Genomic DNA, 17,970 nt, shown 5'->3' on the forward strand with positions numbered 1-17,970 from the left:
TCGGCGGGTTTGTGACGCAGGGCCCTGTCCACGGGGCGGATTCGCCGGTGCTAGCCGTGCAGATACGCGTCGACGGCCGGGCCGAGGCGGGCCAGTGCCGCGGCGGTGATCATCTCGTTGTGGGTGTACGGCAGCGGCCGATCGTGGATGACGCCCTCGATGTAGGGGCGCCAGGTGGCGACGTTCGGGACCGGGTCCGGATTTCCGGCGGCGGTGAAGAACAGCAGGTCACCGTCGAAAACCTGGTGGTCGTGGGCGGCGAGCTGGCGCAGCAGATGCCGCAGGTCGCTGTAGAAGTTCGCCAATTCGGCGGCGGTGAAGGAGATTCCGGCCGCCTCCAGCAGTCCGGCGGCCTGGGCGGGGGTGAGGTCCTCGAGTTCGGGTGGGACGTCGATGCCGCCGAACTCCGACAGCAGCATGGACAGTGGCGGCAGCGCGGTGTCGTCGGGGACCGCGACGTCGGCCCGGGAGTCGATCATGATCAGCGCGGGGACATCCGCGTCGCGACGGCGCAATTCGACGGCGACGGCGTGCGCGAGCGGGCCGCCCGCCGAATAGCCGAGCAGGTGATAGGGCCCGTCGGGTTGCACCCGCAGGATCTCCTCGACGTAGCGCACCGCGAGTTGGCGAACGGTCCGATCCGCGCTGCCGCCGTCGGCGACGCCCGGGGACTGGATGCCGTACACCGGGCGGTCGCCGTCGATGTAGCGCACCAATCCGCCGTAGCACCAGGCCAATCCGATCGCGGGGTGGACGCAGAACAGGGCGGGAGCCGTACCGGCGGCACGCATGGGCAGCAGCACCCGCATGGCCGGTTCCACGTCCGGCTGGTCGGCGGTCTCGGCCAGCCGCGCGGCGAGCCCGGCGGGTGTGGGGTCGAGGAACATCCACTGCACGGGCATCGGCAGGCCGGTCTGTTCCCGCACCAGCGTGACGAGGCGTACGGCGGCCATCGAATTGCCGCCGCTGTCGAAGAAGTTGTCGTCTACGCCGATTCGCGGCGACTCCAGCACAGTTTCGAAGGCGGTGACGAGGGTCTGTTCGGCAGGGGTGCGCGGGGCGCGATAGCCGCGACGGGCGGGGCGCGGGTGCGCCGTACGGGCGGGCTCGTGAGTATCCGCGGTGAGCGTGGGCAGCGTGGCGACCTCGAGTGCGCCGATCGCGGTGTCCGGTGTCGCCGTGGCGGTTTCCAGCACGCCGAGGAAGGCGTCCACCATGGCGGTGATCCTGGTGCGGTCGAAGAGATCGGTGGCGTAGATCAGCGAGCCGGTGATGCCCGCCGGTTCCCCGGCGGCGCCGAACTGTTCGGCCAGCATCCATTCCAGGTCGAACTTGGAGCCAGGTGCCGGGGCCGTGAGAGGTCGAATCTCCAAGCCGGACAGGCTCGTCGACTGTAGCGGCACGTTCTGGAAGGCCAGCAGCACCTGGAACAGCGGGTGGTGCGCGGTGGTGCGGGCGGGGGCCAATACCTCCACAAGTCGCTCGAACGGCAGGTCCATATTGCCGTACACCGCGAGGTCCGCGCGGCGCACGGCATCGAGAGCGTCGGCGAATCCGGCGGCCGGTTCGAGTCGCGCCCGCAGCACCACGGTGTTGACGAACATGCCTACGAGGTCGTCGAATTCGCCCTCGCCGCGTCCCGCCACCACCGAGCCGACGAGGACGTCGCGGCGGCCGGAGAGTCGAGCCAGCAACACCGAGAGGGCCGCGTGCACCACCATGAACGGCGTCGCGCCATGGCTGCGGGCGAGTACCTGGATGCGGTCGTGCACCGGTGCGGGGACAGTGAATTCGACTCGATCGCCCGCACCGGTCGGCAGCGTCGGGCGGGGGCGATCCGTCGGGAGGGTGTGGATCTCGGGGGCGTCGGCCAATGCGGTGCGCCAGAACTCCAGCTGGCGGGCGGCCAGGCTGTCGGGGTCCGATTCCGAGCCGAGCAGCTCGCGCTGCCACAGTGCGTAGTCGGCGTATTGCAGGGGCAGCGGTTGCCAGTCGGGAGGATTGCCCGCTGTTCGAGCAGTGAAGGCGTGCATGATGTCTCGGGCGAGAGGGGCCATGGACCAGCCGTCTGCGGCGATGTGGTGTACGGCCAGTGCCAGCACGGTGCGGTCTGCCGCAAGGTGCAGGATGCTCACGCGCAGTGGGGTTTCGCGGGTGATGTCGAAGCCCCGGGACAGCTGCGCGGTCAGTACGGCTGCGACATCCTCTGCGGGAACATCTATTTCGATGACGGGCGTGCGGACCGTGGCTGCGATCTCCTGCCACGGCAGGCCGTCCGGGCCCGCCGGGTAGACGGTGCGGAGGGTTTCGTGCCGAGCGACCACGTCGTCGATCGCCGCCCGTAGAACCGAGACATCCAGTGCACCAGTTATTTCGAAGGCTCCGGGGATGTTGTAGATCGGGGAACCCGGGTCGTAGCGATTGAGGAACCACATCCGCTGCTGGGCCGCGGACAGTGGGATCTGTTCGGGTCGTGGGCGCGGTCCCGGGCGCGGGCGGTCCGCTGTATGCCCCGAGGCGACGAGGGCCGCCAGCTCCGTGACCGTCGGCGCGTCGAAGAGGGCACGCACCGGTACGGCGGTGTCGAGGGCGGCACCGAGGCGGGCCACCACCTGGGTGGCGATCAGCGAATTGCCGCCGAGAGCGAAGAAGTCGTCGTCACGCCAGACCCGGTCGATGCCCAGCACCTCGGCGAAAGCCCTCGCCACCGCCTCCTCCATGGGGCCTTCGGGAGCTTTGTGCTCGGCGCTGGTCGGTTGCGGAGCGGGCAGGGCTTGCAAGTCCAGCTTGCCGTTGGCGGTGCGCGGCAGTTCTGGCAGCAGCTGAATCGAGGCGGGGACCATGTAGGACGGCAGTCGCTGCGCCACAGCCTTTTTGAGCGCGGTGACATCCAACTCGGCATCGCAGTCCGGTGCCACGTAGGCGGCGAGCAGGCCGCCGGGAACATCCGCCCGGACGATGGCCACCGCCCGCGCCACCCCGGGTTCGGCGGTCAGCGCCGCCCCCACCTCGCCGAGTTCTATGCGCAAGCCGCGCAGCTTCACCTGGGTATCGGTGCGGCCCAGGTATTCCAGGTCGCCGTGGCGTCTGCGGACCAGGTCGCCGGTGCGGTACATGCGTTCGCCGGGAGCGCCGTGCGGGAGGGCGACGAAGCGGACGGCGGTCAGGTCGTAGCGGCCGAAATAGCCACGGGCCAGCGCGATTCCGGAGAGATACAGTTCGCCGACCACACCGTCGGGGACCGGGTGCAGCCGGTTGTCGAGGACCAGGGTGCGCATCCCGGGTGCGGCCGTGCCGATGGTGATGGGTGCACCGGGGTGCAGGCGGGCACCGGCGGCCCACACTGTCGCTTCGGTCGGCCCATAGTCGTTGAAGTGGTTGCGGCCCGGTGCGGCCCAGGCCGCCACCAGGTCGGGCGGGCAGGGTTCACCACCGGTGACGATGAGCCGCAGCGCGTCCATACCGGCGGGGTCGACTGTGGACAGTGCCGACGGTGTCAGCGCGATGTGCGACACCTCCTCGCGGGCAAGCAGTTCCGCGAGGTCGGGTCCCGCGAAGACCGCGGGCGGTGCGACGACCAGGGTGGCGGCCGCGCTCACTGCCATCACCAGTTCGACCACCGAGGCGTCGAAGCTCGGAGATGCGACGTGCAGGACTCGCGAATCGGGGGTGATGTCATCGCGTTCCCGCTGAGCCGCAGCGAGATTCGCCAGACCCGCGTGCGTGACCACGACACCCTTCGGAGTCCCGGTCGAACCCGAGGTGAAGATGACGTAGGCGGGGTGCGCCGGGGATGCGTATTCGAGTGTGTAACTGTCGAATTCGCCCGGCTCGTCCTCCATGTCATCGAGGCACAGCCAGTCCACGGTGCCCGGCAGGCGGCCTCGCTGGGCTGTCACCGTGAGCCCGAGGCAGACTCCGGAGACGTCGATGATCCGCGCGATGCGGTCCGGCGGATAGGCGGGGTCCACCGGCACGAACGCGGCCCCTGAACGGGTGATACCCCAGACGGCCAGCACGGATTCGACCGAGCGTGGAATACCGACGGCCACCAGGGTTTCCGGTCCCGCGCCGGCCGCGCGCAGCCGGTGGGCCAGGCGGTCGGCACGCTCGTCGAGCTGGCGGTAGGTCAGTCGCCGCTCGCCGCAAACGAGGGCAATACCGTCCGGGTTCGCGGCTACCGCGTCGGCCATCAAGGCGGCCAGGTTTCTCGGTGCGGCCACGGGTGCCGGCGTCGCCTGTAGCTGCTGATACTCACTGGCCGTGAGTATTTCGACGTCGCCCACCGGCTGCGCGGGTGTCGTCGTCATCTCACGCAGCAGCCCGGTCAGACGGTCGAGGAACGCCGAAACGGTATCCGCGTCGAACAGGTCGGTGGCGTAGCAGCAGCGCAAATCCAGGCCGTCCGGATCACCGGTCACGGTGAGGCTCAGATCGAAACGGCTGGCGGTCTGAGGCAATTCGAGCGGGGCCACGGTGAGTTCGGGCAGTCGCAGCTGCGGTAGCGCCAGGTTCTGGAACACCAGCATCACCTGTACGAGGGGATGCCGCGCCTCCGACCGGACGGGAGCCAGCAGGTCCACGAGACGCTCGAACGGCACGTCGGCGTGCTCGAAAGCGGCCAGGTCGATATCGCGTACTCGATCCAGCAGTGCGTCGAAGCCCTGCTCCGCGCGAATCTCGGTGCGCAGCACCAGGGTATTGACGAACATCCCGACCAGATCGTCCAGCTCGCGCCGTCCACGACCCGCCACCGGAGTCCCGACCACCACATCGCCGCTGCCGCACAACCACGACAGCAGCACCGCCAGTGCGGCGTGCACCACCATGAACGGCGTCGCCCGGTGCGCACGCGCGCATGCCTCGATGGCGTCGGACAGCGTTCCATCCACTCGCGCAACACATTCCGCAGCCCGATGTGATGCCCGGGCCGGTCGCATCCGATCCGTCGGCAACTCCAGCAAGTCGGGCAGCCCGGCCAGGGCCTGCCGCCAATAGTCCACCTGCCGCGCCAGCAGCGAGCCCGGTTCGGCCTCCGAACCCAGCCGATCCCGCTGCCACAGTGCGTAATCCGCGTACTGCACCGGCAACGGCTCCCAGCTGGGCTGTACGCCCTCCGTGCGCGCCGCATACGCGGCGGCCACATCCCGGGTCAGCGGGCCCATCGAGAACCCATCGGTGGCAATGTGATGCATGACCAGCACGATCACATGCTCATCAGCGTCGAGCCGGAACAGCCGCAGCCGCAGCGGGACTGCCGTGGTGACGTCGAACCCCTCACCCACGGCATGCGCAACCGCCTCGGGAAGCCGCTCGGCGGTGACCGCTATCGGCTCCACTTCGATATCGGCGGCGGCCATCACACGCTGCACGCCGACCCCGTCGACATCCGGATAGACCGTGCGCAACGTCTCGTGACGTTCCAGCACATCACCCAGTGCGGACCGTAGGGCGGCCAGCTCGAGGCGGCCCGAAAGCCGCAGTGCCACCGGCACGTTGTACGCACCCGACGCCGGATCCAAACGGTTCACGAACCACATGCGCTGCTGTGCCGGCGACAACGGCACCAACTCCGCCCGGTCCCGCCGCACCAGCTCCGGGCCTTCCGCATCCTTCTCCACCGTCGCGAGCCGTTCGGCGAGCGCGGCCACCACTGGAACCTCGAACAGCGTCCGCACCGAAACCGGCGCTCCCAGTTCAGTACTCAGCCTGGCCGCCACCCGGGTCGCGATCAGCGAATCCCCGCCGAGCACGAAGAAGTCGTCGTACGCCCCGACCCGGTCGATCCCGAGCACCTCCGCGAAGGTGCGTGCCACCACCGCCTGCACCCCGATCGGCTTCACGTATTCGGCATGCCCGACAACGGGTTCCGGTAGCGCCCGCGTATCGACCTTCCCGCTGCTCGTGCGCGGCAGCTCGCCGAGCACCTGGATACTCGACGGCACCAGATACCGGGGCAGTCGGCCGGTGACCCACGCCAGCAGCTCTGACCCGGACAACGACCCCGCCCCTCGCAGGGCGATGTCCGACGAAGTCACGTAGGAGCACAGGGCCATCGCCCCGAGCGGGTTTCGCCGGGCGATGGTGACCGCGGCCGCCACCCGGGGATGTGTCAGGAGGACAGCGTCCAGCTCGGACGGTTCGACTCGGATGCCGCGGATCTTCACCTGGAAGTCGGTGCGGCCCGCGTATTCGAAACCGGCCGTGGTGCAGCGCATCAGGTCACCCGTGCGATACATGCAGGCACCGGCGGTGAAAGGGTCCGCGACGAAGCGGGCGGCGGAAAGGCCTGGACGCGCGGCATATCCGCGAGCCAGCGCGGGCCCGCGCAGATAGAGCTCGCCGACCGCGCCCGATGGAACGGGGCGCAGCCAGCCGTCGAGAACCAGCAGCGTGACGCCGGGGACCGGGCCGCCCAGTACCGACGCGGTGTCCGTGGTCATCGGATCACCGAAGGTCACGGCTACCGTCGCCTCGGCCGGGCCGTAGGAGTTCACCAGGTCGCGGCCGACACCCAGGCGAGCGACCAGCGTGGGTGGGCACGGCTCACCACCCATGACGACGGTGCCCACACCCGCGAGGTCGGCGTCGTCCAGGGTCGCGAGCACACCGGGGGTACAGACCAGGTGGGTCGCGGCCCCGGCGCGGATCGCAGCGGCCAGCTCCGCCCCGGCATTCGCCTCCGGCGCGGCGACCACCAGGGTCGCGCCCGCCGCGAAAGTGGCGAGCCAGACCAGGATCGCGGCATCGAAGGCGGGGTTCACGCACAGCAGCACGCGGGCAGCAGGTCCGATCGCGCCGCGCTCGCGGGCAGCCGCCACCAGACTCGGCAGACCCGCGTGCGTGACCACCACGCCCTTCGGCGTGCCCGTCGAACCGGAGGTGAACACGATGTACGCGGGCTGCTCGGTGCGCAATGGAGTCAGGCGCTCGAAGTCGGTGACCGGATCGGCCGAACGATCGGCAACCTCGGCGATGACCACAGGATCATCGACACACAACCAGGTCGGCCCGTTCGGCAGTCCTGCCCGCGATACGAGGTCGGTGATACCCAGTACCGCATCGCATTCCAACGCGATCGCAGCGGTTCGATCCGCCGGCTGGGCGATATCCACTGGCACGAAGGCCGCACCGGTCTTCGCGATCGCCCACACCGCCACCATCGTCTCCACCGAGCGCGGCAAGCCGACGAGCACCGCCCGCTCCGGTCCCGCACCGGCAGCGATCAGACTGCGCGCCAGACGATTCGACGCACGATCGAGCGCACCATAGGTCAGGTCGACATGCGCGCCGGTGACCGCAACTGTCTGCGGGTCAGATACGGCCGTCAGCAGGTCCGGGAGTAGGCACGCTGGTCCGACTGGACTACCGGAGCGGATGGCGGCGGTGATCAGCGGGTCGACGCTGTGGATCCGCGAGGTGTGACGCTGGGGGTCACCGGTGAGCGAGATCAGCAGGCGGGAAAGGGTTTCCGCAATTGCATCGGCTTGCTCGGCGTCGAAATGGCCGGGTGATCTGGTCAGTTCCAGGCGGAGGCCGTCGCCTGAGTAGGCGGCCAGGGACAGGGGGTAATGGGTGCCGTCGTGGGCTTGAACGCCGGTGACCGTCAGGTCGGCGTGGCGGGTGGCCTCGGTCAGGGCGGCGGCGTCGACAGGGTAGGACTCGAAGACGGTGGCGGTGTCGAAGAGGGGGACGTGGCCGGTGATGGCCTGGATCTCGTCGAGGCCGAGGTGCTGGTGGTCGGCCAGGGCGGCCTGCTCCCGCTGGATGCGGGTCAGTAGGGCGGTCAGGGTTTCCGCCGGGTTCAAGGCGATTCGGACAGGCACGGTGTTCACCAGCATGCCGATCATGCGCTCCGCGCCGGGGAGTTCCGGGGGACGGCCGGAGACGGTCGCGCCGAAGACCACATCGGTGGATCCGGTGAGTTCCGCGAGCAGCAGCGCCCACCCGACCTGCACGAGCGTGTTGAGGGTGACCTGGTGTGCGGCCGCGGTGCGGCGCAGGTCGTCGATCACGCTGGCGGACAAGGGAACCGCGTGTGCTACGGGGGCGGGCGCGGTGTCGGGTCGCGAGGCGGTGGAGACCACCAGAGTGGGGCCGTCCAGGCCGGACAGGGCGCGTGACCATGCCTGCCGGGCGGCGGGCAGGTCGCGACGAGCCAGCCAGGACAGATGGTCGGAAAACGGGACCGGGGCGGCGAAACCGGTGTCATCACCGGAGGTCTCGTAGAGGCCGATCAGCTCGGCGAAGAGGAGCGGCATCGACCAGCCGTCGAGGATCAGGTGATGGTTGGTGATGACCAGGCGGAATCTGCTCTGGCCCAGCGCAATACAGAGGAACCTGATCAGTGGAGGTCGCGCGACATCGAACGGCCGACGCAACTCCTGCGCCGCGATGGCATCGAGCTGCTCCGGTGTCGCATCGACAGCTTCGCGGTAGTCGCACGGTACTTCGACCAGCTCTGGAATCACCTGGGCGGCAGATGTTTCCGAGACCGCGAACCCGGCACGTAGTCCGGCGTGACGGCGCACCAGTGCCCGTGCGGCGGCCTGCAACCGGTCGGGATCCAGATCACCCTCGACATCGATCACCGCTTGCACCGAGTACCCGTCGGGGCCACCCTCGGCGAACTGCGACTGGAACAGCAATCCCCGCTGTAGCGGCGTCAACGGCCAGATATCGGTGAGCCTGCCGAAATCGGCTGCCCAGGTATCGATCTCGGCCTGCGTGACCGGCAGCAGCGGGACATCTCCAGGTGTGAGCCCACCCGCGCCCGGTCGCGCCACCAGCTCGGCGATCTCGGTGACCGCCGAAACCCATTCCCGGGCCAACTGTTCCACCGTCGCCCCGGTCACCGCCTTGGACGCGAACTGCCACACCGCCCGGATGCGAGTCCCGGTCTCGGATTCGAGGGCCACCGCATCCACCGAGACCACCGCCGCCAGCGGCATCCCCGGATCGGCGTGCCCGCCCAGCCGATCGGCCATCGAGACCGGAAGCCAATCACTCTCGGCCGCCACATCCGGGATCTGCCCCAGATAGTTGAACCCGACCTGCGGCTCCGGCAGCAATGCCAACTCCCCCGCCGTCTCCGGATTCAGATACCGCAGCAGCCCGAACCCGAACCCGCCCCGCGGCACGCCGCGCACCTGCTCCTTGACCGTCTTCACCGCCACATCCACGACAGCCCACCGGTCAGTGTCCGAATCCCCCTGCACGGCAACAGGCCCCAGCCGCACCGGAACCTGCGCAGTGAACCAGCCGACGGTGTGCGACAGATCGGCACCCGTCACCGCCACCTCGTCGCGCCCATGCCGCTCGACCATCACCACGGTCGCCGAGGCATCCCGTGTCGGACCACGCCAACGCGCCAACGCGAGCGCCAGACCGGCCAGCAGCGCCTCCTCGACGCCACACCGGTACGCCACGCCCATCTTCGCCACCAGGGCTGCCGAAATATCCCCCGGCACTTCGACTTCGATCTGCCTCACAGTTCGCCGCGTGTCCACCGACGGATCGAGTCGCCGCGCCCCCACCAGCGGATCCTCGCGCAGCACGCTTCGCCAATACCCGAGTTCACTCACCGGCCAGTGCACCTCGGACTCCCGCAGGTCCCCGTCGGTGGCAACCTTGTCGTCCGAGTCGAACGTTGCCACAGCCAGCTCCCGGAGCGCGTGCGACCAGGTGCGCATGGAGGTTCCGGACTCGTGCGCCGCCGCCGGTGTGCCCGTCGATGCCTCGGTCCACGCGGACACCAGATCGGGCAGCAGGATTCGCCAGGAGACTGCGTCGCAGGCCAGGTGGTGGACGGCGATCGCGAGACGGCCGGCCTGGCCCGGACCCGCGTCCATCCAGGTGAGAGCGAGCATGCGTCCCGCGCGCGGATCCAGGCGACCGACAGCGGACGCGATCGCCTGATCGATTACAGCAGACTCCGAATCATCAGTGGTGCAATCGATTCGAGCCAATAGCAGCTCGTCCTCGACCGACTCGGCAGGCACCTCGAGCTGCGGCCCGCGCGCGGTGCAGACGACCTGCGCGCGCAGCATGTCGTGCCCGGCGAGCAGGGTGCGTACCGTGCGCAGCAGCGTCGCCCGGTCGACGCCGACGGGCAGCCGAACCACCATCGACTGCGCGAAACCCTCCCAGCCCGGCCGGGACAGCAGCCAGGAGGCGATGGGCGTCAACGGCATTCGACCGACCCCGCCGCCGGGAAGTTCGGCCAGCCGGGCCGGGCGGTCGTCGACGCGGGTGAGGATCGCGGCCAGCGCGGCCGGGGTGCGGTGGTCGAAGACCTCGCGAGCCGAGAAGACCAGTCCGGTGGCCCGGGCGCGGGAGACGAGGGTGATGGCCATGATGGAATCGCCGCCGAGCGCGAAGAACGAGGTGTCCGGGCCGATCTCGTCGGTGCCGAGGATCTCGGCGAAGAGACCGCAGAGCGCACGTTCGGTGTCGGTGACCGGCTCGAGACGCCGAACCTGCGGTGTCACAACCGGTTCCGGGAGAGCTCGGCGATCCACCTTTCCGTTCGCGGTGAGTGGCAGTGCTCCCAGCACGGTGACCGTGGCGGGCACCATGTAGGCGGGCAGCCCCTGCGCGGCATGCGCGATCAACTCGGCCTCGGTGAGATCAGCGCCCGCATGCGGCACCACGTAGGCGGCCAGTACGGTGCCGCCGCCGGGAGCGGACCGCGCCACCGTCACCGCGACATCCACCCCCGGATGCGCATCCAGTGCCGCGTCGATCTCGCCGAGCTCGATCCGCATCCCCCGCAGCTTGACCTGAAAATCACTGCGCCCCACATACTCCGGAACACCGGATCCGTTCCACCGCACCACATCACCCGTCCGGTACATGCGCGTCCCGGGCGGCCCCCACGGCGCGGGCACGAATCGCTCCGCCGTCACCCCCGCTCGTCCCACATAGCCGCGCGCCAGCCCCTGCCCGGTCACATACAGTTCACCCGCCATACCGATCGGGACCGGCCGCAGCCAGCGATCCAGCACCAGCATGCCCACACCCGGTATGGGAGAACCGATCCCGGCACGCACCCCCGGCCTCAATCCGCCGGTATACGTCACCGCCACCGTGGTCTCACTGGGCCCGTAGGAATTCAGCAGCTCCCGCCCGATCCCGAAGCGGGCCACGATCTCCGGCGGCGTCGGCTCCCCGCCCGAGGAGACCGCCCGCACCCCCTCCAGCGCCTCGGGATCCAACGTCGACAGCACCGCCGGTGTCGAACACACCTGCGTGATCCCGTAATCCCGAACCAGCCCCGCCAATTCGGGTCCCAGCACCGGATCCGCCTCGGCCACCACGAGTGTCGCCCCCGACGCGAACGCCATCAACCACTCCAGCACCGACGCATCGAAACTCGGATTCAGGCACTGCAACACCCGCTCTCCCGGCCGCACCCGATACGCCTCCACGATCGCCCCGGCCAGCGCCGCCAGCCCGGCATGCGTCACCCCAACCCCTTTGGGCACCCCGGTCGACCCGGACGTGAACACCACATACGCCGGATTCCCCACCCGCAACGGCCCCTGCAACTCCGAACCCGACAGCGGCCGATCGCCAGTCGGCGCCGTGACGGGCAATCCGGCATCGTCGACGCTCGGGGTGGCGGCAGTGCCCGGCTCGGTGTCATCCCGCACCGCAGCGCCCACCCCGGCACCGTTGTACTCGCCTGTTCGCCCGCCGGTCGGCGCGACATCGTCCACGGTCATCCAGGTGACCGAAATCGGCAGGGAATCAGCTGATTTCGCGAAGCAGAGGCCGAATTTCGCGTCGCATTCGGCGGCGATCCGGGCCATCCGATCGGGTGGCATGTCGGCCCCCAGCGGGGCGAAAGCCGCACCGGTTTTCGCGACGGCCCACAGTGCGACCACCGCCTCCAGGGATCGCGGCAATGCCAGCAGGACGATGGACTCCGGACCGATCGCCGGAAAGGATGCTGGGCCGGTGTCGCCGCCGTCCGCCGGACGTCCGAGCCGTAAGAGTCTGCGCGCCAACCGGTTCGACAGCGCGTCGAGTTCCCCGTAGGTCAGCTGTCGATCCCCGGCCACCACCGCCACAGCAGCACGCCCCGCACGGCGCAACCCGGCCGCCAAGATCTCGGGCAGCAGCTGTGTAGCCGGGGCCGGTCGGCCGTGCGCACCGCTCAGCAGTGGCTCGTCCTCGGTGGTCGTGTACGCCAACTCCGCCAGCGGTGTCTCGGCGCTCGCCGACAGCAGGGAATCCAGCTCGGCCAGAAACCGCCGGTGGTGTCGGGCCAGCGAATCCTCGTCGTACAGGCGGGGATTGGCGGCGAAGTCGACGTGGATCGGAGCGTTCGCACCGTGCTGGTAGAAGTTCACGAACAGGTCGTCGATCGGACCGGAGGTGAGCACGTGCAGGCTGGAATCCACGCCCTCGAAGTCGATTCCGGCCGGGAACAGCATGATGTTGATGACCGGACCGGTCATGCCCCGGCCGAGTTCGGCATGGTCACCGGAGCGCATGTCCTCGTGCCGGAATCGCTGATGCCGCAACGCCCCCGACGCCGCCACCCGCACAGCGTCCAGCACCTCGCCCACCAGACCCGCGCGCGGCACGCGCACCCGCAGCGGCACCACATTCGCGATCATCCCGCCCGAACGGCGCAGCAGGGCGGTGGTGCGCCCGGACACCGGCAGGCTCAGCACCACGTCCTCGGTGGCGGTCAGGCGGGCGTAATACAGCGCGACCGCCGCCATCACCACGGCGGCCGGGCTGGTGTCGAAGCGGCGGGCGGCGGCGTCCAGACGCGCGGACATGTCGGCGGCGAGCTCGGCGCGCGCCTCGCGCCCCAGGGCGGCCGCGGGCGCGGTGGCCGATACCAGGCTGCACCGCTGCGGCATGCCCGCGGTGGCCGCCCGCCAGTAGTGCTCGTCGGCGGCGTACCGGGTCGAAACCCGGTACGCCAGCTCGGCTTCGTGCACCTCCGACAGGGAGGCCGCGGTGCCGGGCGGCGCCGTTTGCCCGCGCACCGCGGCGTTGTACAGCTCGGCGACCCGGTAGAGCATGGTCACCGAACCGAATCCATCGATGAGGATGTGGTGAGCTCTGGTGTACCACAGGTGATGCGACTCCCCGACCCGTATCACCTTGGAGATTCCCGCATCCGGGCCCAGCAGGTCGATCGGCGCGGCCGCATCCGCGCGCATCCACGCCAGCGCCGCCGCCACCGGATCGGGTCGGTCCCGGAAGTCCGCGAACCCCACCACCGGCTCGATCCGCGGGTTCACCACCTGCGACGGACCGTCCGGGCCGGACACCAGACGCAGTACGCCGGAACCGAATTCGCGTCCGGCCAGCACCGCGGCCCGGCCCAGCGCCGCCAGCTCCAGGGGTCCGCGCATCTCGATGTACTGGGCCTCCGACAGCGGGAGCGCCGGATCCAGTTGCTGCGCATACCACATGCCCAACTGCGCGGGCGAGAGCGGGAAAACGGTGGGTTCGGCTGTGAGTTCGCGCGTCATCGCGCACCGCCTAAGTGCTGGTGGAGCAGGATTCTCCGGCCGGCCGGTCGGCATAGGCCGGCACCCTGGGCGCGGAGCGAGATGTCAAGCGCCCCACCATGACCGCGCGGACGTGCGCGGGCAGCATCGGGGCGAACTTTCGAACATAAGCGTCCGCCCATTCCGGTTTGTCGAGCAGGAACGGGAAATCCGTCACCATCATGGTCCGCACCACCAGCATCGGCATCGGCGCGTCCAGCGGACGAAATTCCTTGTTCCACAATCCAGGTTGATCACAGCCCGGATAGAACTGACCGAACATCGTTCCCTTATCAACGAATTCGGACTTGAATTCGACGTGCATCTCATCGATCAGCGCATAGTCGTTCAAATTCGGAAATACCGTGATCAGCGCACGCAGCACCGAAGTCGAACTGCCGTTCCCGGTCGGCAACGACGGATACAGTTCGAGGGCGTCGCGGATGATCGCCCGGACCCACATCGGCCGCGGCCGCGCCGCCGGGACCTGGGCCAGCCAGAGCAGATCACGCCGCAGCGCCGGACGGACATACGGGCAGACGGGTCCATCCCTACCCAGCTCATCACACGGCTGGGTCAGAAAAGCGTCCGCCCAGGATCGAAATACCGCCACCGTCGAACCGGCGGCCGGACAGGATGATCCGGAATCCCCCAATGAGACCCATTGCAGCCCCGAGCGGGGCCCGATAACACGCTCGCTCATGACTCACCTCGGATGATCGAGCCACGGCAAGAGAAGGCGCCATAGCTCATACCTTTAAATAGTGCCCCGCCGGCGAGTTGTTAACACGAGTAGTCACATACCCAATTTCGGTCCGGCGCCCCGAATTTCGGGGGCAGCCGAATAAAGAAAAGACCGGTCAGCCATTGACCGGTCTTTCCTGTGAACCTGAAATCAGGCGCCGATGAGGCGTGCTGCCAGGTAGCCCTCTACTTGATCAAGAGCGATGCGCTGCTGGGCCATCGAATCCCGCTCACGCACGGTGACCGCCTGATCCTCCAGCGTGTCGAAGTCGACCGTGATGCAGAACGGGGTGCCGATCTCGTCCTGACGGCGGTAACGCCGGCCGATCGCCCCGGCGTCGTCGAAGTCGACGTTCCAGTTGCGACGCAGCTGCGCGGCCAGGTCCTTGGCCTTCGGCGACAGGTCCGCATTGCGCGACAGCGGCAGTACAGCCGCCTTGACAGGCGCGAGCCGCGGATCCAGCCTCAACGTGGTGCGGGTTTCCATATTGCCCTTGGCCGTCGGCACCTGCTCCTCGTGGTACGCGTCCACCAGGAAGGCCATCAGCGAACGGGTCAGACCGGCCGCGGGCTCGATCACGTACGGGGTGTAGCGCTCGCCCGAGGTCTGATCGAAGTACGCGAGATCCGTGCCGGAATGCTCCGAGTGCGTCTTCAGGTCGAAGTCGGTGCGGTTGGCGACGCCCTCGAGCTCACCCCACTCCGAACCCGCGAAGCGGAAGCGGTACTCGATATCCACCGTGCGGGTGGAGTAGTGCGAGAGCTTCTCCTTCGGGTGCTCGTAGAGCCGCAGGTTCTCCGGATCGATACCGAGGTCGATGTACCAGTCGCGGCGCGCGTCGATCCAATACTGGTGCCACTGCTCGTCCTCGCCCGGCTTGACGAAGAACTCCATCTCCATCTGCTCGAACTCACGGGTGCGGAAGATGAAGTTGCCCGGCGTGATCTCGTTGCGGAACGACTTGCCGATCTGCGCGATGCCGAAGGGCGGCTTCTTGCGCGCGGTGGTCTCGACGTTCTTGTAGTTCACGAAGATGCCCTGCGCGGTCTCCGGGCGCAGGTAGTGCATGCCGTCTTCGGATTCCACCGGGCCCAGGTAGGTCTTCAGCATCATGTTGAAGTCCTTGGGCTCGGTCCACTTGCCCACGGTGCCGCAGTCCGGGCAGCCGATGAGCTCCATGGCCACCGAGTCGGGATCGTCGAGCTTGTGCTTCTCGGCGTACGCCTCCTGCAGGTGGTCCTGCCGATGCCGCTTGTGGCAGTTGAGACATTCCACCAGCGGGTCGTTGAACACCGCCACGTGGCCCGAGGCCACCCACACCTGACGCGGCAGGATGATCGACGAGTCGAGGCCGACCACATCGTCACGGCTGGTGACCATGGTCCGCCACCACTGCCGCTTGATGTTCTCCTTGAGCTCGACTCCCAGCGGACCGTAATCCCAGGCCGACCTCGTACCGCCGTAGATCTCGCCGCTCGGGTACACCAAACCCCGACGTTTGGCGAGGTTGGCGACGGTGTCCACCTTCGACTTGGGTGCCACTGAACAGTTCTCCATCCGTGTCCGGAAGATTGCAAAGGATTACGTCCAGCCTATCTGCACGCCGCGAGCGGATTTACACCCGTCCGGTGGGGTAGCCTCGCCGTGTCGGGTTTGACATGCGCACCCGTGCATATAAGAATGGCATCGGTTTCCAATAAGGAGTTGGTTCGATGACCACGGACAGTGGCGCGCCCCTGCGGCGCTCGCACGTCGCGACGGAGGCCCCCGCCGCGATCCCGCACGACGAGTACCCCTACCGGTCGCCCCAGCCACCGGCGGTGCCCTCCCGCACCATTCTCGACTCCGCCGGGGAACTACTGCGCGCCCTGGCCGCCCCCGTGCGCATCGCCATCGTGCTGCAACTACGCGAATCACCGCGCTGCGTCCACGAACTGGTCGACACCCTCGGGGTGACACAGCCGCTGATCAGCCAGCACCTGCGGATCCTCAAGTCCGCCGGGGTGGTCCGCGGCGAACGCACCGGCCGCGAGGTCATCTACGAACTCGTCGACGAACATCTCGCGCACATCGTCATCGACGCGGTCGCGCACGCAGAGGAAGGCTGAACCGTGGGAACAACCGAGAAGACGGTCGGCGTCCGCAGCACCCGCCAGCGCAGCGCCATCGCCGCGCTGCTGGCCGACATCGACGAGTTCCGTTCCGCCCAAGAACTGCACGACGAACTCCGCAAGCGCGGTGAGGGCATCGGCCTGACCACCGTGTATCGGACGCTCCAGTCGCTGGCCGACGCGGGGCTGGTCGACGTATTGCGCACGGACTCGGGCGAATCCGTGTACCGGCAGTGCTCCACCGGGCACCATCACCACCTGGTCTGCCGCCACTGCGGCCGCACCGTCGAGGTGGAAGGACCGACGGTCGAGGCCTGGGCCGACGCCATCGCCGCCGAACACGGGTTCACCAATATCAGCCACACCATGGAGATCTTCGGCACCTGCCAGACCTGCGCGCAGGCCAAGGGCTGACCCGGACTCCGGACACGACAGCGCGCCCCGGCTCGAAATGAGCCGGGGCGCAATGCGTTCGGTGGTGCGAGCTCAGGCCACGGCCAGATCCCCGACCGGCTGCGGGGCCGGACGGCGTGTACGCAGGAATCCGATGCCCAGCAGTGCCAGCGCGGCCGCGGCCCAGCAGAACAGCACGGTGAGCGGGGTCGAGATGGGGGCCTCGCCGAAGAAGGCCACCGAGCGCAGCAGCGTCGCAGCCGCGCCGGGCGGGAGCAGCTGTCCGATGGTCCCCCACGGTTGCGGCAGCAGCTCAGGAGCGGAAGTCGCTGCGGAGAAAGGGTTTCCGATGAGCAGCAGGGTCACCGCACCCAAGCCGAGGCCCGCTCGGCCGATCGCCGCGGCCAGGCCCGCCACCGTTCCGGCCACGCTGAAGGAGATGAGCGCGCCGATCGACGCCATGGTGAGGTAGTCGCCGGGCAGCAGGTGCAGCCAGCCCTGCACGATCGACATGCTCAGTAGTCCGCCCGCGATCGCGAAGGTCACCAAGCCCACGGCACGGCCCGCGACGGTGGGGATCACGAGGGTGAGCAGGACTCCGGCGGCCAGGCCGGACATCACCAGCGGCAGCACCATCGCGCCGAAGCCGATGCCGCGCGGATCGTGCGGATCGGCGGCGACCACGTCACGCGCGGCGACCACCGGTGTTCCGGCCATCTGCGATGCGACGGCCGAGAGTAGTTGCGTCACCATCGGACTCGCGGCGGAGGCGACCAGGACGCGCGGTTGTTCGCCGGTCACGATGGCGCCGTAGACATCTCGATGCTCGATGGCGGCCTGCGCGGCGGATTCGTCTGCGACGGTGCGGATATCGAAGGCGCCGGTTTCGTGGTCGGTCAGCTGCTGCGCCACGGCGGCGGCCTGCGGACCGGCGACCGCGATGGGTACCTCGCGCGGGGCGATGCGGACAGCGGGCCACGCGAAGGCGATGAGCATGACGGCCTGAATCGCGGCCGCCGCCAAGCCCAGCGCCACCGCGCGGGCCACGATCGAGGTCCCGAGTCGCCCCGGCGAGCGATCCGTTTCCGTACCCTGAGCGGCCGATTCCGACGAAAGCTTAGTGGTGGTCATGGCTTTCCCTAAAGAAAATCGGAGGTTCGTTCTCTTTGTTCGGACAACCCTGACACCGCCCTGTCACCTTGTC

6 protein-coding genes are annotated in these 17,970 nt (G+C 68.7%); 2 read left to right on the plus strand and 4 right to left on the minus strand.

Annotation, left to right across the window (positions count from 1 at the left end; genetic code table 11):
* Nucleotides 1–50: 50 nt before the first annotated feature.
* The 3 genes from OG300_RS21695 to OG300_RS21705 form a co-directional block, all read right to left on the minus strand.
* Nucleotides 51–13,499, minus strand: a complete 13,449-nt coding sequence (locus OG300_RS21695; RefSeq protein ID WP_405484330.1) for an amino acid adenylation domain-containing protein — start codon at nt 13,497–13,499, stop codon at nt 51–53.
* 10 nt (nt 13,500–13,509) lie between these two features.
* On the minus strand, nt 13,510–14,220 hold the full coding sequence (locus tag OG300_RS21700) for a DUF6875 domain-containing protein (protein WP_405484332.1): 711 nt from the start codon (nt 14,218–14,220) through the stop codon (nt 13,510–13,512).
* Between the two features lie 192 nt (nt 14,221–14,412).
* Nucleotides 14,413–15,804 carry a glycine--tRNA ligase gene (locus OG300_RS21705; RefSeq protein ID WP_405484334.1) on the minus strand — a complete coding sequence of 464 codons (1,392 nt, stop codon included), beginning with the start codon at nt 15,802–15,804 and terminating at the stop codon, nt 14,413–14,415.
* 170 nt (nt 15,805–15,974) lie between these two features.
* On the opposite strand from OG300_RS21705, the gene OG300_RS21710 reads away from it, so the two are divergent.
* The gene (locus tag OG300_RS21710) at nt 15,975–16,370 is read left to right on the plus strand and encodes an ArsR/SmtB family transcription factor (RefSeq protein WP_405484336.1); all 396 of its coding nucleotides are present in this window, start codon (nt 15,975–15,977) and stop codon (nt 16,368–16,370) included.
* A gap of 3 nt (nt 16,371–16,373) precedes the next feature.
* Nucleotides 16,374–16,787 carry a Fur family transcriptional regulator gene (locus OG300_RS21715; protein WP_405484338.1) on the plus strand — a complete coding sequence of 138 codons (414 nt, stop codon included), beginning with the start codon at nt 16,374–16,376 and terminating at the stop codon, nt 16,785–16,787.
* A gap of 72 nt (nt 16,788–16,859) precedes the next feature.
* Here the strand turns inward: OG300_RS21715 and OG300_RS21720 are convergent, their stop codons facing one another.
* Nucleotides 16,860–17,897, minus strand: coding sequence for a hypothetical protein (locus OG300_RS21720; protein WP_405484340.1), 1,038 nt, complete (start codon nt 17,895–17,897; stop codon nt 16,860–16,862).
* Nucleotides 17,898–17,970: the final 73 nt, after the last annotated feature.

This window comes from Nocardia sp. NBC_00511, from assembly GCF_045161165.1.
Classification (GTDB): Bacteria; Actinomycetota; Actinomycetes; order Mycobacteriales; family Mycobacteriaceae; genus Nocardia.

Coding starts and splice junctions, on each gene's coding strand:
- OG300_RS21695 (WP_405484330.1), bottom strand. CDS start 13,499: ATGACGCGCGAACTCACAGCCGAACCCACCGTTTTCCCGCTCTCGCCC.
- OG300_RS21700 (WP_405484332.1), bottom strand. CDS start 14,220: ATGAGCGAGCGTGTTATCGGGCCCCGCTCGGGGCTGCAATGGGTCTCA.
- OG300_RS21710 (WP_405484336.1), top strand. CDS start 15,975: ATGACCACGGACAGTGGCGCGCCCCTGCGGCGCTCGCACGTCGCGACG.
- OG300_RS21720 (WP_405484340.1), bottom strand. CDS start 17,897: ATGACCACCACTAAGCTTTCGTCGGAATCGGCCGCTCAGGGTACGGAA.